The 24,145-nt window shown below is 31.3% G+C and carries 25 protein-coding genes; 15 read left to right on the forward strand and 10 right to left on the reverse strand.

Features of this window, described 5'->3' with window-relative positions; all coding sequences use genetic code 11:
- Nucleotides 1-16 precede the first annotated feature (16 nt).
- Both aroB and AC0L3M_RS04600 read left to right on the forward strand, forming a co-directional pair.
- A complete protein-coding gene (aroB, locus tag AC0L3M_RS04595; RefSeq protein ID WP_473431998.1) occupies nucleotides 17-1,081 on the forward strand; it encodes a 3-dehydroquinate synthase in 1,065 nt (354 codons plus the stop codon).
- A gap of 86 nt (nucleotides 1,082-1,167) precedes the next feature.
- Nucleotides 1,168-1,482, forward strand: a complete 315-nt coding sequence (locus AC0L3M_RS04600) for a hypothetical protein (protein WP_473431999.1) — start codon at nucleotides 1,168-1,170, stop codon at nucleotides 1,480-1,482.
- 2 nt (nucleotides 1,483-1,484) lie between these two features.
- On the opposite strand, the gene AC0L3M_RS04605 is transcribed toward AC0L3M_RS04600, so the two are convergent.
- The 4 genes from AC0L3M_RS04605 to AC0L3M_RS04620 all read right to left on the reverse strand — a co-directional run bounded on the left by AC0L3M_RS04605 (nucleotide 1,485) and on the right by AC0L3M_RS04620 (nucleotide 3,769).
- Nucleotides 1,485-1,868: a DinB family protein gene (locus AC0L3M_RS04605; protein ID WP_473432473.1), complete on the reverse strand. Its 384-nt coding sequence runs from the start codon at nucleotides 1,866-1,868 to the stop codon at nucleotides 1,485-1,487.
- Nucleotides 1,850-1,999 carry a hypothetical protein gene (locus tag AC0L3M_RS04610; RefSeq protein ID WP_473432000.1) on the reverse strand — a complete coding sequence of 50 codons (150 nt, stop codon included), beginning with the start codon at nucleotides 1,997-1,999 and terminating at the stop codon, nucleotides 1,850-1,852. Before AC0L3M_RS04610 ends, AC0L3M_RS04605 begins: the two co-directional genes overlap by 19 nt.
- Before the next feature lie 80 nt (nucleotides 2,000-2,079).
- The gene (locus AC0L3M_RS04615) at nucleotides 2,080-2,559 is read right to left on the reverse strand and encodes an Lrp/AsnC family transcriptional regulator (protein ID WP_028282071.1); all 480 of its coding nucleotides are present in this window, start codon (nucleotides 2,557-2,559) and stop codon (nucleotides 2,080-2,082) included.
- A 73-nt stretch (nucleotides 2,560-2,632) separates the two neighbouring features.
- On the reverse strand, nucleotides 2,633-3,769 hold the full coding sequence (locus tag AC0L3M_RS04620) for a M14 family zinc carboxypeptidase (RefSeq protein WP_473432001.1): 1,137 nt from the start codon (nucleotides 3,767-3,769) through the stop codon (nucleotides 2,633-2,635).
- A gap of 313 nt (nucleotides 3,770-4,082) precedes the next feature.
- Here AC0L3M_RS04620 and AC0L3M_RS04625 point away from each other — a divergent pair, with 313 nt between their 5' ends.
- The 3 genes from AC0L3M_RS04625 to AC0L3M_RS04635 all read left to right on the forward strand — a co-directional run bounded on the left by AC0L3M_RS04625 (nucleotide 4,083) and on the right by AC0L3M_RS04635 (nucleotide 5,941).
- The gene (locus AC0L3M_RS04625) at nucleotides 4,083-4,520 is read left to right on the forward strand and encodes a helix-turn-helix domain-containing protein (protein WP_473432002.1); all 438 of its coding nucleotides are present in this window, start codon (nucleotides 4,083-4,085) and stop codon (nucleotides 4,518-4,520) included.
- Between the two features lie 257 nt (nucleotides 4,521-4,777).
- Nucleotides 4,778-5,152, forward strand: coding sequence for a DNA topoisomerase IV (locus tag AC0L3M_RS04630; RefSeq protein ID WP_099569405.1), 375 nt, complete (start codon nucleotides 4,778-4,780; stop codon nucleotides 5,150-5,152).
- A 3-nt stretch (nucleotides 5,153-5,155) separates the two neighbouring features.
- Nucleotides 5,156-5,941 (forward strand): TerC family protein, encoded by a 786-nt coding sequence (locus AC0L3M_RS04635; RefSeq protein ID WP_292945120.1) that lies wholly within the window; start codon nucleotides 5,156-5,158, stop codon nucleotides 5,939-5,941.
- A 60-nt stretch (nucleotides 5,942-6,001) separates the two neighbouring features.
- Here AC0L3M_RS04635 and AC0L3M_RS04640 read toward each other — a convergent pair whose 3' ends face one another.
- A complete protein-coding gene (locus AC0L3M_RS04640; protein ID WP_473432003.1) occupies nucleotides 6,002-7,042 on the reverse strand; it encodes an NHL repeat-containing protein in 1,041 nt (346 codons plus the stop codon).
- Between the two features lie 208 nt (nucleotides 7,043-7,250).
- Between AC0L3M_RS04640 and AC0L3M_RS04645 the strand changes: the two genes are divergently transcribed.
- Nucleotides 7,251-8,105: a putative sugar O-methyltransferase gene (locus AC0L3M_RS04645; protein ID WP_473432004.1), complete on the forward strand. Its 855-nt coding sequence runs from the start codon at nucleotides 7,251-7,253 to the stop codon at nucleotides 8,103-8,105.
- Here AC0L3M_RS04645 and AC0L3M_RS04650 read toward each other — a convergent pair.
- The 4 genes from AC0L3M_RS04650 to ychF all read right to left on the reverse strand — a co-directional run bounded on the left by AC0L3M_RS04650 (nucleotide 8,102) and on the right by ychF (nucleotide 14,395).
- Nucleotides 8,102-10,786, reverse strand: a complete 2,685-nt coding sequence (locus AC0L3M_RS04650) for a DNA gyrase/topoisomerase IV subunit A (protein ID WP_473432005.1) — start codon at nucleotides 10,784-10,786, stop codon at nucleotides 8,102-8,104. The genes AC0L3M_RS04645 and AC0L3M_RS04650 overlap by 4 nt on opposite strands.
- Nucleotides 10,787-12,646: a DNA topoisomerase IV subunit B gene (locus AC0L3M_RS04655; RefSeq protein WP_145001782.1), complete on the reverse strand. Its 1,860-nt coding sequence runs from the start codon at nucleotides 12,644-12,646 to the stop codon at nucleotides 10,787-10,789.
- 103 nt (nucleotides 12,647-12,749) lie between these two features.
- Nucleotides 12,750-13,217, reverse strand: a complete 468-nt coding sequence (locus AC0L3M_RS04660; protein WP_473432006.1) for an SRPBCC family protein — start codon at nucleotides 13,215-13,217, stop codon at nucleotides 12,750-12,752.
- Between the two features lie 83 nt (nucleotides 13,218-13,300).
- Nucleotides 13,301-14,395: a redox-regulated ATPase YchF gene (gene ychF / locus AC0L3M_RS04665; protein WP_292945111.1), complete on the reverse strand. Its 1,095-nt coding sequence runs from the start codon at nucleotides 14,393-14,395 to the stop codon at nucleotides 13,301-13,303.
- A gap of 229 nt (nucleotides 14,396-14,624) precedes the next feature.
- Here ychF and AC0L3M_RS04670 point away from each other — a divergent pair, with 229 nt between their 5' ends.
- Nucleotides 14,625-17,450, forward strand: a complete 2,826-nt coding sequence (locus tag AC0L3M_RS04670; protein ID WP_473432007.1) for a TonB-dependent receptor — start codon at nucleotides 14,625-14,627, stop codon at nucleotides 17,448-17,450.
- A 107-nt stretch (nucleotides 17,451-17,557) separates the two neighbouring features.
- A complete protein-coding gene (locus AC0L3M_RS04675) occupies nucleotides 17,558-18,301 on the forward strand; it encodes a methyltransferase domain-containing protein (protein WP_473432008.1) in 744 nt (247 codons plus the stop codon).
- 63 nt (nucleotides 18,302-18,364) lie between these two features.
- Here the strand turns inward: AC0L3M_RS04675 and AC0L3M_RS04680 are convergent, their stop codons facing one another.
- Nucleotides 18,365-18,718, reverse strand: coding sequence for a 4Fe-4S dicluster domain-containing protein (locus AC0L3M_RS04680; RefSeq protein WP_145001785.1), 354 nt, complete (start codon nucleotides 18,716-18,718; stop codon nucleotides 18,365-18,367).
- A gap of 78 nt (nucleotides 18,719-18,796) precedes the next feature.
- On the opposite strand from AC0L3M_RS04680, the gene AC0L3M_RS04685 reads away from it, so the two are divergent.
- The 7 genes from AC0L3M_RS04685 (at nucleotide 18,797) to AC0L3M_RS04715 (ending at nucleotide 24,145) form a co-directional block, all read left to right on the forward strand.
- Nucleotides 18,797-19,858 carry an acyl-CoA reductase gene (locus tag AC0L3M_RS04685; RefSeq protein WP_473432009.1) on the forward strand — a complete coding sequence of 354 codons (1,062 nt, stop codon included), beginning with the start codon at nucleotides 18,797-18,799 and terminating at the stop codon, nucleotides 19,856-19,858.
- Nucleotides 19,859-19,965: 107 nt separating this feature from the next.
- A complete protein-coding gene (gene serC, locus AC0L3M_RS04690; protein WP_145001787.1) occupies nucleotides 19,966-21,027 on the forward strand; it encodes a 3-phosphoserine/phosphohydroxythreonine transaminase in 1,062 nt (353 codons plus the stop codon).
- Nucleotides 21,028-21,038: 11 nt separating this feature from the next.
- Complete coding sequence (locus tag AC0L3M_RS04695) at nucleotides 21,039-21,995, forward strand: D-2-hydroxyacid dehydrogenase (protein ID WP_292945095.1); 957 nt, start codon at nucleotides 21,039-21,041, stop codon at nucleotides 21,993-21,995.
- Between the two features lie 122 nt (nucleotides 21,996-22,117).
- Complete coding sequence (locus AC0L3M_RS04700; protein WP_473432010.1) at nucleotides 22,118-22,756, forward strand: DUF937 domain-containing protein; 639 nt, start codon at nucleotides 22,118-22,120, stop codon at nucleotides 22,754-22,756.
- Nucleotides 22,757-22,855: 99 nt separating this feature from the next.
- On the forward strand, nucleotides 22,856-23,287 hold the full coding sequence (locus tag AC0L3M_RS04705) for a DUF6146 family protein (RefSeq protein ID WP_473432011.1): 432 nt from the start codon (nucleotides 22,856-22,858) through the stop codon (nucleotides 23,285-23,287).
- 36 nt (nucleotides 23,288-23,323) lie between these two features.
- Nucleotides 23,324-23,815 carry a DUF6787 family protein gene (locus AC0L3M_RS04710; RefSeq protein WP_473432012.1) on the forward strand — a complete coding sequence of 164 codons (492 nt, stop codon included), beginning with the start codon at nucleotides 23,324-23,326 and terminating at the stop codon, nucleotides 23,813-23,815.
- Nucleotides 23,816-24,145 carry a hypothetical protein gene (locus tag AC0L3M_RS04715; protein WP_473432013.1) on the forward strand — a complete coding sequence of 110 codons (330 nt, stop codon included), beginning with the start codon at nucleotides 23,816-23,818 and terminating at the stop codon, nucleotides 24,143-24,145. It abuts the gene before it with no gap.

Genomic DNA, 24,145 nt, shown 5'->3' on the forward strand with positions numbered 1-24,145 from the left:
ACGTTTTTACGCATTTATGACTCCTATTAAAACCCAAGATTACAGCATACAATTTAATCAAAATAGCTACTCTGCATTAAATACTTATATCTCTGAAAATACGTTTTCAAATATTTTTATTTTAGTAGACAGCAATACGTCAACCCTTTGTTTACCTAAGTTGTTATCAGAATTAACAACAGATTTGACTATTGAAATAATTGAAATTGAAGCTGGCGAAAAACACAAAAACATCGAAACTTGTTTGGGTGTTTGGCAAACGTTATCCGAGTTAAGCGCAGACCGAAAATCTTTAATGATTAATTTAGGAGGAGGTGTTGTTACGGATTTAGGTGGTTTTGTGGCGTGTACTTATCAAAGAGGTATACAATTTGTAAATATTCCGACCACACTTTTATCTATGGTTGATGCCTCAATTGGAGGTAAAAATGGCGTAGACTTAGATCACATAAAAAATCAAATAGGCATCATTAAAACACCTAATATGGTATTAATCGACACTAGCTACCTTTCTACTTTATCAAGCAGAGAAATGCGTTCTGGTTTAGCAGAAATGCTTAAACACGGATTAATACACAATGAATTGTACTACAACAAATTAACAGCCTTATCTAAATTAACACTTGAAGACTTGGACCAGCTAATTTATGACTCTGTTTTGATTAAAAAAGCAATTGTAGAACAAGATCCAACCGAGCAAAACCTTAGAAAATCTTTAAATTTTGGACATACGCTAGGTCATGCAATTGAGTCGTTTTATTTAAACCATGAGACAAAAGCTTTACTGCATGGAGAAGCCATAGCAATAGGTATGATTTTAGAAGTTTACTTATCTTCAAAACTAATTGACTTTCCTGAAGAAAAGGTTACCAACATTAAAAACAGTTTAATAAAGATATATGGCAAAGTAGAAATTCCAACAGAAGATCTCGAGGCTATTATTGATTTGATGAAGTTTGATAAGAAAAACGAAAAAGGTAATATCAATTTTGTGTTATTAGAAGCTATCGGTCAACCAAAAATCAATTGCATAGTAGATAATGACTTGATAATCAATTCTTTTAAATTTTATAACGAATAACACGTTTGCATCAAAATAATTTGTAATTTTAGTTAATTGCTATGTTACAGAACTATTCTAACCAGTTTAATTTAAAATATATTGGTATGCGAAAAGTTATTGTAGATTATAAAAAATTAACACCTGAGGTATTAAATTTACTTACTCAAAAGTTTCCGGATGGTTATGGCGATAAAGATATTATCACCTTTGACAATCACCACAATGAGACTATTGAAGCTGTTGAAGTCCAAACTAAAGACACTATCTATTTAGTCAAGGTTAGCTGTAAATTACATTACACGATGACAAATTTTGATTCTGAAATTAACTTAGAAACAAATAGCGAAGGTCATGTTGTTGTAGATTTTAACCAAAAACAACTTGACAGCGATTTGATTTTATCTGATGAAGAGGAATAAAGCTATAAATAACGCTCTTTAATAATACGTATATGATGTTTTTCATGACCAATTATTAAAAAGCCTAATGCTCTAACAGATACATGTCCTGAGCCAGCTACACCTTTGGATAACAACGTTGTTTGACTAAAGCTATTATACAACGCTATACTAGCTTGTCTAACACTTTTATACTCTTCTAACAAGCTATTAATAGTCCTATCATCTGCACCAGAATACTCCACATATTCATTTTCATCAAAGCCCGACAACACTGTTTTATCTTGTCTAGCAAAACGCAATGCTCTGTAACAAAATATACGTTCAGTGTCAATTAAATGACAAATAATCTCTTTGATAGTCCACTTACCTTCTGCATATCTATAACTTAATTTATCTTCATCAATAGACTGAAAAAAAGAATAGCTTCGTCAAAACTAGATTGCAATCCTGGCAACAACTTAAGTCCTTTAGCATTATCAATATACCTTTTAAAATAAGGAATATATTCCGTGTCGTTTAAATCTGATATGGTCATAGTTTTAAAATTTAGTATAAATAAACAAAAAACGCCTCAATATTGAAGCGTTTTAAATTTTATTAAGTGTTTTTAATGAATTATAATTCGTTAAAAATACTGTGCATTAAACGTTTTTTATCGTTAATGCTTTCTTCTAAAGATATCATTGTTTCTGTTCTGTAAACACCTTCTATGTCATCTAACATAAAGATTACATCCTTTGCATGCTCAGTGTTTCTAGCTCTAATTTTACAAAAGATATTAAATTTGCCTGTAGTAACATGCGCTACAGTCACAAAAGGAATTTCGTTTATACGCTCCAAAACAAAAGACGTTTTAGAAGTGTTTTGTAAAAATACACCTACGTAAGCTATAAATGAATACCCTAATTTACGATAATCAAGCGTTAATGACGATCCTTTAATTATTCCTGCATCTTCCATCTTTTTCACTCTAACGTGAACTGTACCAGCTGAAATTAATAATTTTTTAGCTATATCTGTAAAAGGAACTCTTGTGTTTTCTATCAACATATCAAGAATCTGATGATCAATTTCGTCTAGTTTAAACTTTGCCATTTTATGTTTTTATTAAATAATAGACAAAATTAAAACATTTTTAATGAATTTTATACATTAAAATTGTAAATTTTTAAAGATTTAATGATAATTTCACATTATTAATAACAACGAAATCGTTTTCGTAATCTACAGATATCAACTTATTATCGTGATTTAGAACCTTATTGTGGTTAGCATCTATTTCTTTATGACCATAAAATTTAGATAAATCTGTAATAGCAACAACTTTAGGCATAAACTTTACTGTATTATTAAGCAATCGCTCCTGATAATTAATACCAATATCTAATATCTGATCTTTAAATTGTGCATTACGGATCATTATGTCGTAAAATCGCTTTCCGTTTTCTGGGATAGCATTATAATGTGTCACATCAAAGCGCTGTTTATCCTCACTGACTATGTAATTTAAAGCTAGTAAAAGCGCTTTATAAACAAAACCTCGTACCACTCCCCTATTGTAATCATTTTTATAATGTCCTGCTTCAAACAGGATTGTAGGCGCATTTAAGCTTTGAAACGCATCACCAACACAATTAATATTAAAACCGTCGTCATACCTCCCAATTTGGTTAGGTAAATCACCTTGTAAACCCATATTAATAGCACTTATGACATGCATAGCTTTTTGCCTAGTTGTAGTAACACTTCTATTTTTATCCTGCGATGGAGATAAAAAAGATAAAGTAGCAGGTTTATTAGTATCACCAACACTAAACATAGTACGTTGTCCATGAAGATTAAAGCAATAATCGGGTTTAAAGCGTTTAAAACAAGTGTTTAAAACAACGCTTTCAGGTTGGGATAAATCCTGTGCATCCCTATTTAAATCGATAGCATTAGCGTTTAGCCTAGTATAAGCTGCAGAGCCATCAGGATTTAACATAGGTATGATTTTTAGTGTACACGCATCTAAAAGAAACTGCATACTAGCATCACTAAAAGTGTTTATCATATCAAATACCGCTTTTGTAGTCGTAGATTCATTTCCGTGCATCTGTGACCACATTAACACTTTAATTGGTCCATTACCAATTGTTATGGAAGAAATACTTTCGCCCAAAACAGATTGGCCAATAACTTCTACTTTACAAAATTCAGGTAGATTATTTATAAGCGGAGTAATGTCTTTTAACTGAATATAACGTCCAAACAAAGTAGTCGCTTTATAGGTAGTATATAAGGTATTTAATAATTGATTATCCATAGTCATTTTATTAGTTTACAAATGTAACCAAATAGTTATTTACAATTGTAACCAATAAAATTTACATTTGTAATTTACTTATGTAAACATTTATGGTGATTTAAAAGGCAAATACTATAACGCTAAGAACCAATTAGTTCTAATTCTTACAAAACTATTTTAAAATACTATTTTTCAGAGAGTTAAAGTGTTATATTTAAAGTTTTAGTTTAATATTATTTACACGATACCTATGTTAATTAACCTTTAATAGTTATAATATTTACATTTGTAACATCAAGTATTCAGATTAAATGTTTACATTTGTATCGTTATGATAAACAATGCAGATTTTTCTAAAAGACTTCAAAAAGTCATGGATTATTACGGTGAGAACGCCTCTTCTTTTGCCGAAAAAATTGGTGTGCAACGCTCTAGCATATCACATATATTATCAGGTCGAAACAAACCAAGTTTAGAATTTGTATTGAAAGTTCTCTCCTCTTTTGAGGAAGTAGAATTGTATTGGTTGATGAATGGAAAGGGTGAATTTCCAAAAAGTGAAACTAAAAACAGACAAACACCAATTGCACCAATTTCTAAAAATGAAGATCAAGATTTATTTTCTAATACAAAAAATGAAAATCCAGTAGAAACTAAAAATTCTGATTTACTACAAAATTTAAATCAAAAATCTACTAACGGAAAAATTATTGAACGCATCGTAATTTTTTATTCTGATGGAAGTTTTTCAAATTTTGAAAATTCTTAATTAAGACTCCTCTATTTTATTTTTCATTTTCTTTTGAATAAAATTTCTGTTTTGTGAATTTTAAAAAAAATGAACGCAAACGTCATAAATTCTTAAAAATTTAAATTTGTTCACCTTTTCAAGTTTTTGTCGCCATTTTCAAATTTTGCGAATTTGTAGTTAGGTACATAAAATTTTCAAATACGCGAATTATAGAAAGGTTGAATTTTTGATATTATAATCAAACTTTTAATTAATTTTGTTGTAAACCTTATGCGATGAAATTAAAACTAATATACCTTATCATTTTAACTAGCTTTTTTAGCTGCTACAAAGTGGAACGAAACTGCAAAGACTTTAAAACAGGTCAATTTTATAGCGAAGTTAAAGTTGGAGATGTAATTTATAAATCTACCTTTACTAGAACAGATAGTTTACAAATAGAAACATATGAAGGTAAAGTTGATAGTACATTAGTAAGATGGGTTAATGATTGTGAAGTCATTTACAAAACGATAAATCCTAAAAATATGGCTGAACGTAAAGATGTACATCTTAAAGTTTTAGTCACTACAGATACTTCTTATACTTTTGAATATTCTTATGTTGGAGAGACCAATAAGCAAAAAGGTATAGCTTATATTAAAAAATAAAACATGTTAGACTTTCTACTTTCTAGTGATGCTATTTTTGCATTATTAACTTTAACTTTCTTAGAAATAATATTAGGGATTGATAATATTGTTTTCATTTCTATTGCTGCAAATAAACTTCCAGAAGACCAACGAAACAAAGTAACAAACATTGGACTACTACTAGCAATGGTACAACGTATAATCTTGTTGTTTTTTGTATCCTTTTTAGTAGGATTGTCCGAGCCTTTTTACAAAATAGATTTTAATTGGATGCATTTGGAATTAAGTTGGCAAGCATTAATTTTATTTTTTGGAGGATTATTTTTAATATATAAATCTACTTCGGAAATTAGAGAGAAAGTAGAAACACCATCACATGATGAAGATGAAGTAAAAAGCAAACCAATTAAATCCTTGCAACAAGCTATTGTTCAGATTTTAATTATAGATTTTATTTTTTCAATAGATAGTATTTTAACAGCAGTTGGTATGACCAATGGATTATCTACTAACCACAATCATAATTTAATATTAATGATTATTGCTGTAGTGATATCTATTATTATAATGATTGTATTTGCTAATAAAATAAGACGTTTTATAGATGCCAATCCAAGTATTCAAATTTTAGGATTATCTTTTTTAATCTTAATAGGCTTTATGTTAATTACCGAAGCTGGTCACCTATCGCACACCACATTTTTTGACAAAACGGTTGGAGCTATACCTAAAGGTTACCTGTATTTTGCTATAGCCTTTTCGTTATTTATAGAGTTTTTAAATCAAAAAATTTCTAAAAAGAAATAAAAAAAGGAATAAAAAAAAGACCATCTAATGATGGTCTTTTTTTTATTTAATAAGTTTAAATTATTTAGACAAATATACTGCTGATGCAGCTGCTAAACTATTATTAATAAAAGGAGTAATGTTTCCTCCAGCTTCAAAATTATTGAAAGCTAAAATTCTTCCGCCTCCATTACCTGCTTCTGCAATGTAAACAGTTTGTGTTGACGCATCATAAGCAACATCTACAGGATTACCTAATAATGTTGAAGCTCCTGATACTCTAACTTGTTGTGATACTTCTAGAGTTCCACCATTAGCTACAGCATTAAACTTTGATGTAAAATTTTCGATGTAATGAAAACCTCCATCATCTTGACCATTTGCAGCATCTGCAATATCTGTTAATATCATAACATCAGAATTAGCATCAAAAGTTAAACCATGTGTTCTAACAATTCCTTCTACAACAATACGTTTAGAAGCTGTTAAAGACATATCTGTTGTGTTAGATAAAAAGTCCGTAAACACTGCTAACTCATTTGTAGCATCCACTACAGCATATAGGTTATTGTTATCAAACGTTATTCCCCATAATTTAAACGACGTTGTAATAGTGTTACGCAATGTAATGGTGTTACCATCTTTTGTGTAAACGTATAATCTTCCGTCTGGAGTTAATGGGTCTCCATCCACATCTGCATTATCTGCAACCACAATAAAATTACCATTAACAGCAACTTCTCTTGGACTTTGCATGTCATTGGTTCCATCCACATCAACTGTTAAAGTAGCGCCAGAAACCAAACTGCTTGTATTATTATAACCTTCTAATCCTAAATCTGTTCTAGAGGCTTGTAATAAAAAATCGTTTGTTGCATCATAGTATACTCCATCTGCAGCAATACTAGTTGTAATTAATGTTTTTGACGTTACAGCAGATTGATCTGTAACATCATAAATTGTAATATTACCATCTGCATTATTAGAAGTATATAACTTAACTGAAGTAGGTTCACCATCGTTAATTACTATTGCGTCGTTATCGTCATCACTACAAGATACTAGTGCTGCGGAAACGAAAAGGGATAACATTGTGTTTTTTGCTAAATTTGATGTTTTCATAATTTTAAAATATTTATTGGTTTATGAGTATCTACGTAAACACTCTAAAAGCAGTTTTTAATATTTTAAATTTTATGATATTGTTAACGTTCTAAAAAATATAATAACAGAATTTTTAACTCAAATAAAAACAGCTTAATTCCAAATTATAATTTAAATTGTGCCCAAAGACAAATAGAAATAATTGATCAATCAGAAATATAATTTAATGATAAAAACTTTAAAAAAAATTGCGCCAAAATCATTTATAAAATTGTATAAGAAAATACGATTATACAAGTATGGTGAAATTAAAATTTCAACAAGCATCTCTGATAATCAAATCTACCCTGACTTTTGCGCTAAAGCAAGTTTAGATTCTAAATTATTTAATAATTTTAAAAGAGAATATGCCTACAATAGGATTTTGGAACATGCCACAGAGCAGGATGGCCACTTATATATCGAAAAGATAGCAAGAAATAACAAGTCGTTAATTCAAGAAAAAAACATTGAACTTTTTAAACAAAATGATATTTGGGGAAATCCAAGGAGATTTAATTATGAAAATATAGGCTTAATTTCTCCATCAACTTTACGTTACATTAATGTTTACGAAGATTTGCTAAGACTATTTAAAGATTTAAATGATTTTAAAATTTGTGAAATTGGTGTTGGTTATGGAGGTCAATGTAGAATAATTAATAGCATTAGTAAAACTGAAGAATACACCCTAGTAGATCTTAAAAAAGTTTTAATGTTAACACAAACTTATCTTGATAAATACGCTTTAAATACTTCTACAAGATATAAAACAATGAATGAATTAAAAACAGAAAGCTATGACTTAATTATTAGTAATTATGCTTTTTCAGAACTCCCAGGTCACATTCAAGACGTATACTTAAATAAAGTCATTCTAAACTCTAAAAGGGGTTATATGATTTTTAATAATATTAATCCTATATCCTTTAATTCCTATACAAAAGAACAACTTTTAGGGATCATTCCAAATTCTCAACTAATTAACGAAGAACCATATAGCTCAAGCAAAAATTGTATTATTGTTTGGGGAAACAATTAAAACAAAGTCACCTGACCCTTATCATCTAAGCCATAATCCTGATTATCATCATCTTTTCTAGATTTTTCATCAGTTTTAGACTCTGATTGTTTTTCAGTTTTTTCAGAAATATTCTCCTCCTCCTTCACTTCTATTTCTTGTGCTGGAGTTTCTTCTGGTGCTTCATAAGGAATAGGCTCTAATAAATTAATGGCATTTACTTTGTCTTTAGTTAGTTGGTTTCCTAAAGCAGAAATCCCTTTAATTGCTATAAATTCTTCCAAATTAACTTCTTCGTTATCCTTTCTATCTTTACCTCTTTCTTTAGCAAAAACAATTTCGGCAACAGGTTTCCAGTCTGTAGATACAATTTCTAATTGCGAATTAGGATGATCTGTAATAAAGGACTCTTCTTTGTTTTCATTTTCAATTAAAAAACGTTTAACATAATAGCGTTCCTTTTCGCCATCATAATAAATAGCAGAAATAGGTTTTTTAGGTAACCATTTTTCCATGACAATCATATCGTCATCAAAATGAAGTGTTACTTCTGGAGTTACCGTTTTGGCAACACCTTTTTGATTTATAATAAGCAGTTTATCTTCTCCTCTAAACTCGCCAACTAACTCACCTCTACCGTCAACATTTAAACGCTGTACAGTGTCGTCAAACCATATTTTTCTTGGTTTTAAAGTCGAAATTCCTTTTTCTTTTAACTCTACAGATTTAATAGCATGTTTAGTCACCACGTTACCTTTAGACGCACGACCTTTAATTAAAATATCTGCAAAATCTAAATCCCATTTTAACTTTTTAATACTACCAACCTGACGTAAACTAATAGAAACTACCTCAGCTTCTCCATTTGGATTAGCAGAAAAATACCAGGTTTTAGACCCTTTGTTTCCGTTGGTTAAATCATAATCTTTATCTCGTGTAATAGACGTCACTGCAAAACGCTTAACGTATGCTGGACCTTTTGTGCCATCACGATAAATTAAATTATAAATGGTACGCTTGTCTTTCTTTTTAAAGACTGCTACGTGTATAATATTTTTACCTATAAAGGTTTTACTATCCACTTTAGTAACCATCATTTTACCATCTGCAGTAAAAGCAATAATGTCATCAATATCACTACAATCGCAAACATACTCGTCGCGTTTTAGTGATGTACCAATAAAACCTTCTTCTCTGTTTACATATAATTTGGTGTTTCTGATCACTACTTTAGTAGCATCTACATCTTCAAACGCACGCAATTCTGTTTTACGCTCACGACCTTCGCCATACTCTTTTTTAAGTCTTGTAAAATACGCTATTGCATAGTCTATTAAATTTGCTAAATGATGTTTAACCTCAGCTATTTGTGCTTCTAATGCGTCAATTTTTTGTTGCGCCTTATCAATATCAAATTTAGATATACGCTTGATTCTAATTTCTGTTAAACGCGTAATATCATCTACTGTAATTGCACGTTTTAGATGTTTTATATGTGGTTGTAATCCTTTATCAATAGCCTCAATAACACCATCCCAAGTTTCCTCTTCTTCAATGTCACGATAAATTCTATTTTCGATAAAAATACGTTCAAGACTCGCAAAGTGCCATTGCTCTTCAAACTCACCTAGTCTAATTTCTAACTCTTGTCTTAATAAATCTACAGTATTATCTGTACTACGACGTAACATTTCTGTCACACCCACAAATAGTGGTTTGTTATCTTCAATAACACAGCCTAAAGGCGAAATTGAACTTTCGCAAGCTGTAAATGCATATAAGGCATCAATGGTTTTATCTGGAGACAAACCAGAAGGTAAATGAATTAAAATCTCTACAGTTGCAGCTGTATTGTCTTCAATTTTTTTGATTTTAATTTTTCCTTTGTCGTTAGCTTTTAATATAGAATCTATTAATGAAGAGGTTGTAGTACCAAAAGGCAACTCATTAACAACCAATGTGTTTTTATCTAACTGACTAATTTTAGCACGACAACGTACTTTTCCGCCACGCAATCCGTCATTATAGTCACTACAATCTGCAATACCTCCTGTTGGAAAATCAGGAAACAATGTAAAGCGTTTACCTTGTAGATGTTTTACAGATGCATCAATTAACTCAATAAAATTATGTGGTAATATTTTAGTAGAAAGTCCTACTGCAATACCTTCTCCTCCCTGTGCTAGCAATAAAGGAAACATTACTGGTAAATTTACAGGCTCTTTACGACGACCATCATAGGACGCTTGCCATTCTGTTATCTTAGGATTAAAGACAACGTCTAATCCAAATTTAGAAATTCGGGCTTCAATATAACGTGCTGCTGCTGCACGATCTCCTGTTAGGATGTTTCCCCAGTTTCCTTGGGTATCTATTAATAAGTCTTTTTGACCAATTTGGACCATAGCATCTGCAATACTTGCATCTCCATGTGGATGATACTGCATGGTATGTCCAACAATATTGGCTACTTTGTTATAACGTCCATCATCCAAATCCTTCATGGAATGCATGATACGTCGTTGTACAGGTTTAAAACCGTCTTCAATAGCTGGAACTGCACGTTCCAGAATTACATATGAGGCATAATCTAAAAACCATTCTTTATACATACCAGTAATCCTGGTAATGGTTTCTTGAGGTTCTTGATTGTCTAAGTTTTCTAAATTGTCGTTAGCTAGGTCGTCGTTTTCTTCTATCATCTATTTATCCTCCTCAATTAAATCAAGTTCAACTTTAAGATTATCTATAATAAACTCTTGTCTTGTTGGTGTGTTTTTACCCATGTAAAATGACAATAACTCTTCAATAGACATATTATCATCTAACATTACTGGATCCAATCTAATGTCTTCACCTATAAAGTGAACAAACTCATCTGGACTAATTTCTCCTAAACCTTTAAATCGAGTGATTTCTGGTTTAGGTTTTAGTTTTTCTATTGCTTCTCTACGTTCATCCTCTGAGTAGCAGTAAATGGTTTCTTTTTTATTACGAACTCTAAATAAAGGTGTTTGTAATATATACAAATGACCTTCTTTAATGACTTCTGGAAAAAATTGTAAAAAGAAAGTGATTAATAATAATCTAATGTGCATACCATCGACATCGGCATCTGTTGCAATAACGACGTTGTTGTATCTTAAATCTTCTAGCGACTCTTCGATATTTAAAGCAGCTTGCAAGAGATTAAACTCTTCGTTTTCGTAAACAATCTTCTTTGTTAATCCATAACAGTTTAATGGTTTACCCTTTAAGCTAAATACCGCTTGAGTATTTACATCTCTAGATTTTGTGATACTTCCTGATGCCGAATCTCCCTCTGTTATAAACAAGGTACTTTCTAGGTTACGTTCATTTTTAATATCACCAAAATGTACACGACAATCGCGTAATTTTTTATTGTGTAAACTCGCTTTTTTAGCTCTGTCTTTTGCTAATTTTCTAATTCCAGATAACTCTTTACGCTCACGTTCTGCTTGTAAAATTTTACGTTGTAGTTTATCTGCTGTTTCTGGATTTTTGTGTAAATAATTATCTAAATGTGTTTTAAGAAAATCTGAAACATAGGTTCTAACAGTAGGTAACTCTCCTCCCATGTCTGTAGATCCAAGTTTTGTTTTTGTTTGACTCTCAAAAACAGGTTCCATAACCTTTATAGCTACAGCACTTACAACGGACTTACGTATATCTGAAGCATCATATTGTTTTCCAAAAAAGTCACGAATGGTTTTTACCAAACCTTCTCTAAAGGCATTTAAATGCGTACCTCCTTGTGTGGTATTTTGACCATTTACAAAACTGTTATATTCTTCGCTATATTGTGTTTTACTATGTGTTAATGCTACTTCAATATCATCACCACGTAAATGAATGATTGGATATAACAAGTCTGATTCAGCAATTTTTTCAGCCAATAAATCTTTTAATCCGTTTTCAGAATAAAATTTTTCTCCATTAAAAACTATAGTCAATCCTGGGTTTAGGTAAACATAGTTTTTAAGCATTTTTACTACATATTCACTTCTGTATTTGTAGTTTTTAAATATAATATCATCAGGAACAAAGGATACCTTGGTACCTTTACGACGCGTTGTTTCTTCTAAAAACTCCTCGTCCATTAAATTACCTTGAGCAAAATCTGCAGAAGCACTTTTACCGTCTCTAGAAGACTCTACTCTAAAATAAGATGATAATGCATTTACTGCTTTTGTACCGACACCATTTAATCCCACAGATTTTTTAAAGGCTTTTGAGTCGTACTTACCTCCTGTGTTCATTTTAGATACAACATCCACTACTTTTCCTAAAGGAATACCACGTCCATAATCGCGAACAATAACTTTGCTTCCTTGTATCGAAATTTCTATGGTCTTTCCTGCTCCCATGACATATTCATCAATGGAATTGTCTAACACCTCTTTTAGCAGAATATATATACCATCATCTGGAGACGATCCGTCACCAAGCTTTCCAATATACATTCCTGGACGCATACGAATATGCTCTTTCCAGTCTAGTGATCGTATATTATCTTCGGTATATTTAGTTTGTTCTGACATAAAATTTTGATGCAATTTGGAGATACGTTGCTAATATAATATAACCCTTTAAAAAATGAAACACTGCATAGATAAAGTAATTAACAATGTATAACTATTAGTGTTAAGATTGTTGATTTTGTATGATTTCGGCCTTAATTTTTAGATAATGATTTCTAGTTTCAAGCAATTTTTTCATATAACTAGTTAAAAATAACACGTTAGCTAATCTACCTAAAATACCAAAAGGCGACTGAAAATAAAACATATCAATCATGATGGTATCTTCTCCTTTTGTGCTAAAAATATGTTCGTGCTTAAAACTTTTAAATGCTCCTGAAACCATTTGATCAACAAAGTAATTAGGCGATTCAAAATGTGTTATTTTAGAGGTTAGTTGCTGACGGATTCCAAAATGAGTAGCTTCCCATGTTACCGATTCTCCTAAACCTATTAAGCCAGAGGTTTTACCTGCAACAGCCTTCTCATTTGAGTGTTTTAATGAATCCTTATGAAAATCTATATTTCTGGACAAATCAAAACATGTTTTTAAACGCGCATGTATAACTGTTTTAAGTTGTATTAAAGGCATATTAATTACTTTACTGTAAAAATACAAAACGCCATAATGAAATGCATCATTATGGCGTTGTAAAAAACTTTATTTTAGTAGGCTTACACGTTAAATAAGAAATGCATTACATCTCCATCTTTAACAGTGTATCCTTTACCTTCTACTCTCATTTTACCAGCCTCTTTAACTTTTGACTCGCTACCATAAGTAACATAATCATCATAAGCAATCACTTCGGCACGAATAAAACCTTTTTCAAAATCTGTATGAATCACTCCTGCAGCTTGTGGTGCAGTAGACCCAACATTTATAGTCCATGCTCTAACTTCCTTAACTCCTGCAGTAAAGTAAGTTTGTTGGTTTAATAATTTATAAGCAGATCTAATTAATTTTGCAGATCCTGGCTCTTCTAGTCCAATATCTGATAAAAACATTTGACGCTCTTCATAATCATCCAACTCATTAATATCTGCTTCTGTTCCTACTGCTAATACTAATACTTCAGCATTTTCATCTTTAACAGCCTCTTTAACTAAATCTACGTAAGCATTTCCAGAGACAGCACTATCCTCATCCACATTACAAACATATAATACAGGTTTTCCTGTTATTAGTTGCGATGGCTTAACAAATTCTTCTAATTCATCTTCTGTAAACTCTAAAGCTCTAACAGACACACCTGCTTCTAAACCAGCCTTTAACTTTAGTAACACAGCCTCTTCTTTTTGAGCCTCTTTATTACCTGTTTTTGCAGCACGTTTAACTTTTTCTAGTTTTTTATCTACAGTTTCAAGATCCTTTAACTGTAATTCCATATCGATAGTTTCCTTATCTCTAATTGGATTTACATTGCCATCAACATGCACAATGTTATCATTATCAAAACAACGTAAAACATGTAAGATAGCATCTGTTTCTCTAATGTTTCCTAAAAACTGATTCCCTAAACCTTCACCTTTACTTGCTCCTTTTACTAATCCTGCGATGTCAACAATCTCCACAGTTGCTGGTAATACACGTTCTGGATTAACCAAGCTTTCTAACTTTTCTAATCTTGGGTCTGGTACATTTACTACACCTATGTTAGGCTCTATAGTACAAAACGGAAAGTTAGCACTTTGCGCTTTTGCATTTGATAAACAATTAAATAATGTTGATTTACCAACGTTAGGCAATCCTACAATTCCTGCTTTCATGTAAAGAAAATTTATTTCAAATTAAGGCTGCAAATATAGTACTATCTTACCAACTAAATCACTGTTGTTTTATTTTTAATTCACTTTACAAAAACCTATTATTATGTTAATGTTTTAACAATAGTAGTTATAATTTCTTACAAATTTTCTAAAGTTTTTAAATAAACAGCATCGTTTTGTTAAAATTTTAACATAATTTAGCGTCTAATCAACTTAAAATCTTTAAAATATGAAAAAACTTAAATTATTGTTTTTACTTCTGCTGTCTGTAGCATTTGCAAGTGCACAAACTAATGTAACTGGTACTGTTAAAGGTGACGATGGTTTTGGCATACCTACAGTTAATGTTGTAGAAAAAGGAACCTCTAATGGAACAACAACGGATTTTGATGGTAATTACTCATTAAGCGTGTCAAGCAATGCTACTTTGGTATTTAGTTACGTTGGTTATGAAAGTAAAGAAGTATCCGTAAACGGTAAATCTACAGTTAATGTTACTTTGGCTAGTGGAGAAGCTTTGGACGAAGTAGTGCTTGTAGGATCAAGAACAGCCCCTAGAAGTAACGTAGATAGCGCATTACCTATTGACGTGGTTGGTGTTAAAGAATTAAATTCTACTGGGCAACCAACTTTTGACAAAGCACTACAGTACAGAATACCATCCTTTAACACAGTGCAAACACCTGTTAACGATGCGACTTCTTTATTAGATCCTTATGAAATTAGAAACATGGGTCCAAGTAGAACCTTAATCTTAATTAACGGTAAACGTAAGAACTTAAGTGCCCTACTTTACACCCAAACTTCTCCTGGTCGTGGAGAAACTGGAGCAGACATCTCTGCAATACCTACAGACGCTATTAAAAGTGTTGAAATCCTTCGTGATGGTGCATCTGCTCAATATGGATCTGATGCAATTGCAGGTGTAATGAATATTATACTTAAGGATGAAGTTAATAAAGGATCTGCAACATTAAGAAGTGGAATCACTAGCGAAGGTGATGGAGAAATGATTGGAATTGCTGTAAACAATGGGTCAACTATTGGTGACGATAAAGGGTTTATTAATTATACCATCGATTTTTCTAAAACTAATCTAGCAAATAGACCAGGTACAGTAGATGCTGCTGGTGAAATTGCAGATTTTACAGGTGGAACTCCTGCAGAAGTTGCGCTTGTAAATGAATTTTTATCTCGTCGTCCTGATGCAGGAAATATTAATGGTTCTCCTGAAAATGCAGCTTCAAAATTCTTAATTAATAGTGGTTTAGATATCGCTGAAAATACTGAATTGTATTTCAACGCAGCTTACGTTTACAAAAAAGTAAATAGCTTTGCTAATTACAGAACACCATATTGGAGAAGAGCACAAGGTTTAGACCCTAGTGAGGTTGATGGCGTTGACTACTATTCATATTTAGGCGATTTTTTCCCTGGAAACAACCCATTAACACCAGGAGGTTATGATGGTTATGTACCAACTTTTGAAGGTTTACTTAACGACTATAATGGGACAATTGGAATAAAAACTAAAATTAATGATTGGAATGTTGATTTAAGTTATACAACTGGTGGAAACACCCAAACCTATAAAGTAAATCAGTCGCATAACAGAAATGCTGTTTTTGCACCAAGCTTTAACGACGCAAATGGTAATGGTCAACCTGATCCAGGCGAAGAATTTGAACCTGTCGAATTATATAGAGCAAATAGCCCACAATCTTTTGATCCAGGAGGAACTAGATTTTCTCATAATGTTGGTAATATTGATATTAATAGATTATTATCAGATAAAGTTAGTATTGGTTTTGGTGCAGAATTTAGAAACGAAGTATTTGAAGTTATTGAAGGAGGTTTAGCATCTTATGATGGTGGTGGAGCCGATTCTTTTGCTGGAAATAGTCCAGAAAACTCAGGTAAATTTAATAGATATAACATTGGTGCATACTTCTCAATGGATTATGATGTTAGTGATGCTTTTTTATTAAGTGGTACTGTTAGAACAGAAAATTATTCTGATTTTGGAAACACTTTTGTTTACAAATTTAGTACACGTTACAAAATAACGGATCAAATATCTACAAGAGCCTCAATATCTTCAGGGTTCAGAGCGCCTACATTACACCAAATTTATACCCAAAAAGCACAATATAGCTTTATTCCAGGTCAAGGAATTCAAGTTGGAGGTTTAATTAATAACGTATCTACTCAAGCTAAATTACTAGACATTCCAGAGTTAGACGCAGAAACTTCTAACAACTTCACAATTGGTCTTGGTGGTAAATTTGATAACGGAATTAGCTTTACTTTAGACTATTACAATATCGCAGTAAAAGATAGAATAGTTTTAGGTTCTGAAATTGGAGCAAGTGGCGATCCTGCTAATCCATTAGATATACTTCTAACAAACAACAACTTAAGTGATGTTAGTTTTTTCTCAAACGCTATAGATACTAGAACATCTGGTATTGATGTTGTATTGAGTAAAAGAAATATAAAATTAGGTGAAGGAGATTTAGACTTAAACTTATCAGGAAATTATACTATCCAAAACGAAAGAGATGGTGCTGTTAAAGACATTCCGTTAGTTGCTAACTCAGGACAATCTGTTGTAAATCCAACACAAGAAGCATTATTTTTCACCTCTAGACCAAAATCTAAATGGATCTTAGGTGCAAATTATGAAATAAACAAATGGGGATTATCACTAAACAATACCTATTTTGGTAAAACAACTTTTAAACAACAAGGTATGAGTAATGATTTACGTACTGAATTTACACCAAAAATTGTTACGGATCTTGGTATAAACTATAGTGCAACAGAAAAGTTAACTATTGCATTAAACGTAAACAATTTACTAAACGTGTTACCTGAATGGGAATTTAAAGCTGAAAATGCTGCAGGAGATGCAATATTAGCAGACCCAGCAGCTACACAAAATCAATCTAATTTAATAACATTTAACCAACGTTACTCTCAAATGACTTATGATGGTTATCATTTTAGTCAATTAGGAACAATGTTTAATTTATCTTTAAACTATAAATTTTAATATTCAAACTAGTTTTAATAAAAAAATGCTGCTCTTTTCGAGCAGTATTTTTTTATCTTTAATTAGTATTATTCCATTAATAAGTTAATTAACACACTAAATAAATTATGCAAAGTTTATACTCAAATGGATTTGAAAAAATATACGACGCTATGTATCAAACCTTTATAAATTATACAGATGAGTATCTATTTTACAACACAATACTTAAAAAATATAATAAAAATAGTGTATTAGAAATAGGTTCTGGAACAGGTAACTTAGCTAAACATTTTATAGACAACAACTTTAATTATCAAGGATTGGACTATAGTCAAGATATGGTAGATTTATCATCCTCAAAGTTGCCAAATGGTCATTTTAAGCAAGGTGACATGAGGGATTTTAAACTTAATAACACTGTTGCAAGTATTATTATTACAGGACGGTCGACTAGCTACTTACTATCAAACCTAGACGTAACTAACGCCTTACAATCTATTTATTTAAACTTAGATGACAATGGTATATTATGTTTTGATTTTATAGATGCTAACAGGTTTTTTAAAATGATAAAAGATGGCAAACATATACATCATGCTGCATCATTTAATAACAATCAGTATACTAGAGACAGCTATTTAAACACAAATACATCAAACAACTTTATGTTTGATTGGGATTCTAAATACTTTCAAATTAAACAAAACAAAAAAACACTAATAGCAGAGGATAAATCAGAAGTAAGAGCATTTATTAAAAATGAGTGGAAACTTCTGCTACACCTTAATAATTTTAAGGTATTAGAGTGTATTGACAAGCCAGCTTATATGTTTGATTGTTACGCTGTAGTGGCTCAAAAAATAGCATAAAAAAACCTAAGACAGTGCTTAGGTTTAATTTAGTTTATATCAAGTATATGCTTCTAACAGATATTATCCATCAGGATGCATAAATTTTTGTTTTCCTAATAAAGTGTCTTTACTCTCAACATGATCATCATCAGGTACACAACAATCTACTGGGCAAACTGCTGCACATTGTGGCTCTTCATGAAAACCTACACATTCTGTACACTTATCAGGTACAATGTAATAAATCTCATCACTAATAGGCTCTTGTGCTTCGTCTGCATCAACTTCTTTACCATCCGTTAACACTAACTTACCGTTAAGACTTGTTCCATCTTTATATCTCCAATCATCAGCACCTTCATAAATTGCTGTATTTGGGCATTCTGGTTCACAAGCTCCACAGTTAATACATTCGTCTGTTATAATAATTGCCATAGCGTATTTTTAATCTTTTTTGTTTACTTAACTTTGTGGTGCAAAAATAAAGCCAAAAAAGGTGTTATACAAATAATAATGAGTAACAAAGATCACATAACGGAAGCATTTGTACAATTAGGCCATTTTATTAGTCAATTTACTACAGAAACTCCTGAGAAAAAAGAAAACATATTACATAACGAATTGTTTTTTGATGGTTTTAAACATCAAATTAAGTTAGCAAAAGAACATAATGGTTGGTTTACACAACAAAATATTCAATATGCTTTAAAAGGTTGGAGTGACCAATTAACTAAAGCAACGCTTCAAAATTGGTTAAAAAAGTACGATTTAACGACTACTAATCCTAAAACCGTTGCCATAATTATGGCTGGTAATATTCCGTTAGTAGGCTTTCATGATTTTTTATGTGTTTTACTAACTGGACATTCCGTATTAGTTAAACAATCTTCTAACGACAAACACCTTCTACCCTATTTAGCCAAATATTTAGAACATGTAACTCCCGATTTAAAAGGAAAAATAACCTTTACAGAAGATAAACTACAAAACTTTGACGCAGTAATTGCTACAGGAAGCAATAATACAGCACGCTATTTTGAGTTTTACTTTAAGAATAAACCTTCAATAATTAGAAAAAGCCGAAACTCGGCTGCAATATTAACAGGATCTGAAACTCCAGAACAGTTAGACGCCTTATCTGATGATATATTTAGATACTATGGTTTAGGTTGCAGAAATGTTTCTAAAATGTTTATCCCTAGAGATTATAATTTTGATGCTTTTTTTAATGCCATGTATAAATGGAATCCTATTATTAACGAAGCCAAATACGCTAACAATTACGACTATAATAAAGCAGTATATATAATGAGCGAATTTGATATGCTAGAAAATGGTTTTTTAATGATTAAAGAAGACCAAAGCTACGCATCACCAATAGCTACTGTGTTTTATGAGTATTATGATTCTATTGAAACTTTAAAACAAAAATTACAACTTGATAAAGATTTAATACAATGTATTGTCGCTAATAATTTTGATGATTCAGAAGTTTCGTTTGGAAAAACACAACAACCAGAACTTTCAGATTATGCAGACGATGTTGACACAATTGCATTTTTATTAAAAATCTAAAGGATAAATTATTAAATTCTTAACTTAATTTAAATCAATAATTAGCACCTTTGTTAATTGATAAAAAAAGATAATTTCTGTTTAACCAGAAAACTAAATTTGTAACCATGCAAAAACATAATTTTAGCGCAGGACCATGCGTATTACCTCAAGAAGTATTACAAAAAGCATCACAAGCTTTATTAGATTTTGATAACGGATTATCCTTAATCGAAGTCTCGCATAGAAGTAAGTCCTTTGTTGATGTGATGGAACAAGCTAGAGCTTTAGCATTAGAGTTATTAGGCCTAGAAGGTAAAGGCTACAAAGCCTTATTTTTACAAGGTGGAGCAAGCATGCAATTTTTAATGGTCGCTCAAAATTTATTAGAAAAAAAGGCTTCCTATTTAAACACAGGAACTTGGGCAGACAAGGCTATTAAAGAAGCAAAAATTTACGCAGATATTGTAGAAGTAGCATCCTCTAAAGACGCTAACTACAATTATATTCCTAAAGGTTTTGATATTCCAGAAGATCATGATTATTTTCATTGTACATCCAACAACACTATTTTTGGAACACAAATGAAAAGTTTTCCTAAATCACCAATACCTTTAGTATGCGATATGAGTAGCGATATTTTTTCACGCTCATTAGACTTTTCTCAATTTGACTTAATTTACGCAGGAGCTCAAAAAAACATGGGACCAGCTGGTACAACCCTAATTGTTGTTAAAGAAGATATTTTAGGAAAAGTATCGCGTAAAATACCATCAATGTTAGACTATAAAGTACATATAGACAAAAGCAGTATGTTTAATACACCTCCTGTATTTGCAGTCTACACTTCCATGTTAACATTACAATGGTTAAAGGATTTAGGTGGTATTAAAGCTATCGAAAAAGAAAATGACAAAAAAGCAAGATTAATGTATTCTGAAATTGATTTAAACCCATTATTTAAAGGTTTTGCAGCTAAAGAAGACAGATCAGACATGAACGCTACCTTTACATTAGTTAATGAAGATTTAAAAGAAACTTTTGACACCATGTGGAAAGAAGCTGGCGTTAGTGGATTAAATGGACATAGAAGCGTTGGAGGTTACAGAGCAAGCATGTATAACGCCTTATCTTTAGATAGCGTTAAAGTACTTGTTGAAGTAATGAGTGAATTAGAAAGTAAAGCATAAAATTATTGAAAATGAAAATATTAGCAAACGACGGAATTTCACAAAGCGGAATTGACGCTTTAGAAGCTGCAGGTTTTGAAGTTAACACAACAACAGTAGCCCAAGAGCAGTTAATTAATTACATAAACGATAAAGACATTAGTGTTTTACTAGTAAGAAGCGCTACAACTGCAAGAAAAGATTTAATCGACGCTTGTCCTAATCTTAAAATTATTGGACGTGGTGGCGTCGGAATGGATAACATAGACGTTGACTATGCCAAACAAAAAGGCTTACACGTTATAAATACACCAGCAGCATCATCGCAATCTGTTGCCGAGTTAGTTTTTGCTCACCTATATGGTGGAGTAAGATTTTTACACGACGCTAACAGAAACATGCCTTTAGATGGTGACACACAATTTAAAAAATTAAAGAAAAACTACGCTAAAGGAGTTGAGTTAAGAGGAAAAACGCTTGGTGTAATTGGATTTGGTCGTATAGGTCAAGAAGTTGCAAAAATTGGTTTAGGTGTTGGAATGAAAGTTATTGCTGCAGATAAATTTATAGAAGCTGCAGATGTTAGTGTTGACTTTTTTGATGGACAATCAGTAACATTTAATATTAAAACTGAAACAATGGAGGATGTTTTAAAACAATCAGACTTTGTTACACTTCACGTACCAGCACAAAAAGACTACGTTATAGGTAAACCTGAGTTTGATGTCATGAAAGATGGATCTGCTATAATTAATGCTGCAAGAGGTGGTGTTGTTAATGAAGTAGATTTAGTAAGTGCGCTTGAAAGCGGAAAACTAGCATTTGCAGGTTTGGATACGTTTCAAAACGAACCTACTCCAGCAGTACAATTATTAATGAATGGTAGAATTTCTTTAACGCCACACATTGGAGCTGCAACTAATGAAGCACAAGATAGAATTGGTACAGAGTTAGCTACACAAATTAAAAATATACTTTTAAACGGATAAATAACACATTTAAACGTTTACTTATTTAAAACGGAATTTATAAAAAGCCACATTGTTAAAATGTGGCTTTTTTTTGTACTTTTCAACTATCAAATCGTATTAACTATTAATTTTTATATAAAATGGCAGGAATTTTAGACCTATTAAACTCAGATTTAGGAAAAACAATTATCAGTGGTGTATCTGGATCAACAGGAACAGACCAAGACAGAACAGGAAGCGTTTTAACAATGGCTTTACCAGTATTAATGAAAGCAATGGAACGTAACGCTTCAACACCAGAAGGTGCAGAAGGACTTTTAGGAGCTATTAAAGGAAAGCACAATGGTAGCATATTAGATAATTTAGGAGACCTTTTTGGAGGTGGAGTAAATGAAGAAGTTGTTAATGATGGTGACAAAATTTTAGGTCATGTATTAGGTGCTAAAAGAGATGGTGTACAACAAGTAATAGGACAAAAATCTGGCTTAGATTCTGGATCAGTTGCAAACATATTAAAAGTAGCAGCTCCAATTTTAATGGGTGTTTTAGGAAAACAAGCAAGTCAAAACAACGTAAGCTCTACAAATGACTTAGGTGGTTTACTTGGTGGTTTACTTGGTGGAAACGAAACTAAAAACGAACAAAGCTTTTTAGAAAAAATATTAGATGCAGATGGTGATGGTAGCATTATCGATGATGTTGCAGGAATGGTACTTGGTGGTGGAACTAGTAAAAAAGGAGGATTATCTGGTTTATTAGGTGGCCTTTTTGGAAAATAAACCTTCATTTTATAATTTATATAAAGCCAAACCTATGTTTGGCTTTTTTTTGTGACTTATATCAACTTATTTTTTTGTATTTTTAAGAAAAAGAAGCGCATGAAAAACATACTTTTATTTGCTCTATTATTAATGATAGCTTTTAGCTGTAACACCAATAAAGTTGCTAGCTCTAAAGATTTATCATTAGCTCAACCTGGTGATACTATTACCATATCAAGTGACAAAACAGAATATGATATTATTATTATAGAGCCAGGTTTTAATACTTGGTTACAAACTATAGCTAAACCGGAAGGCTATTATACACAACAATATCTAGAAAATAAAAATGTAATATATGTATCAGCCTGGAACAATCGTGCATTACAGCCACAACGCTACAACCCAAACTTATACGAACTTCAAATTGACTACCAATCTAACATAGATTATGGTTATGACGTAAATTATAAGTTGTATAATTATTTTGTTTATTTTCAAAACAGATATAAACAAAATCTTTTAGGTGGTCGTATTCCTCCTAATTAAAGCCTTTTCTATATCTTTGCAACGATAAAAATTGCAATGGAAAAATTTAAAAAACGTTGGGAAATCCAACAAAATTGGCAACTATTATTTCCTGTATTAGGATTTTTAGCACTAGCGTATTCTAGCTATAAGCTTGCTAATAAAATGATTGACAACAACATATTCTTAGTCATTACTTTTACTATAATAACCACTTCAGTATTATTAAAGTTTATATTATTTCTGTTTAAAAAACTAGAAAACAAGTGGGAAGTCACTTATAAATGGGAAATGATACGCATATTTATAGTATTTGCGGTTACTGGTAGCTCTTCTTTATTTGTAGGAAGACCAATAATATATTGGTTAGGAATTACTAAAGAAAACTTAAATATTGTGGTCTATTGGATTTTATATATTATCATTGGGCTAATTTTCTATCAAATAATGTTAGTCTTTTTTGGGTGGCTGTCAGGTCAACACAAATTCTTTTGGGAATTTGAAAAAAAGATGATAAGACGTTTTGGTTTAGGTAAATTCGTAGATTAATTGAAACAACAACAGCACATAGCATTTAAATATATAGCAATAGTTTTACTACTTGCTGTAATGCTACCTTCTGCTGTAAAGTTTACACATGTTTTTGAAAATCATAAGCATGAAGTGTGTTTGGATAACATCACAACCCACATGCATAAAACTGATGTAGAATGTGAATTTTACAAGTTTAAACTCAACACTCAGTACTATACATTTTTTGAAATTTCTTTTTTAAATATAGAAGATAATTTCTTAAAAATAAACAATACATTATATAACTTTAAGTATAATCATCAGCAATTATCGTACTCGCTTCGAGGTCCTCCTTTTTTAGTTTAA

The sequence above is a fragment of the Olleya sp. KJ81-1 genome (assembly GCF_055808135.1).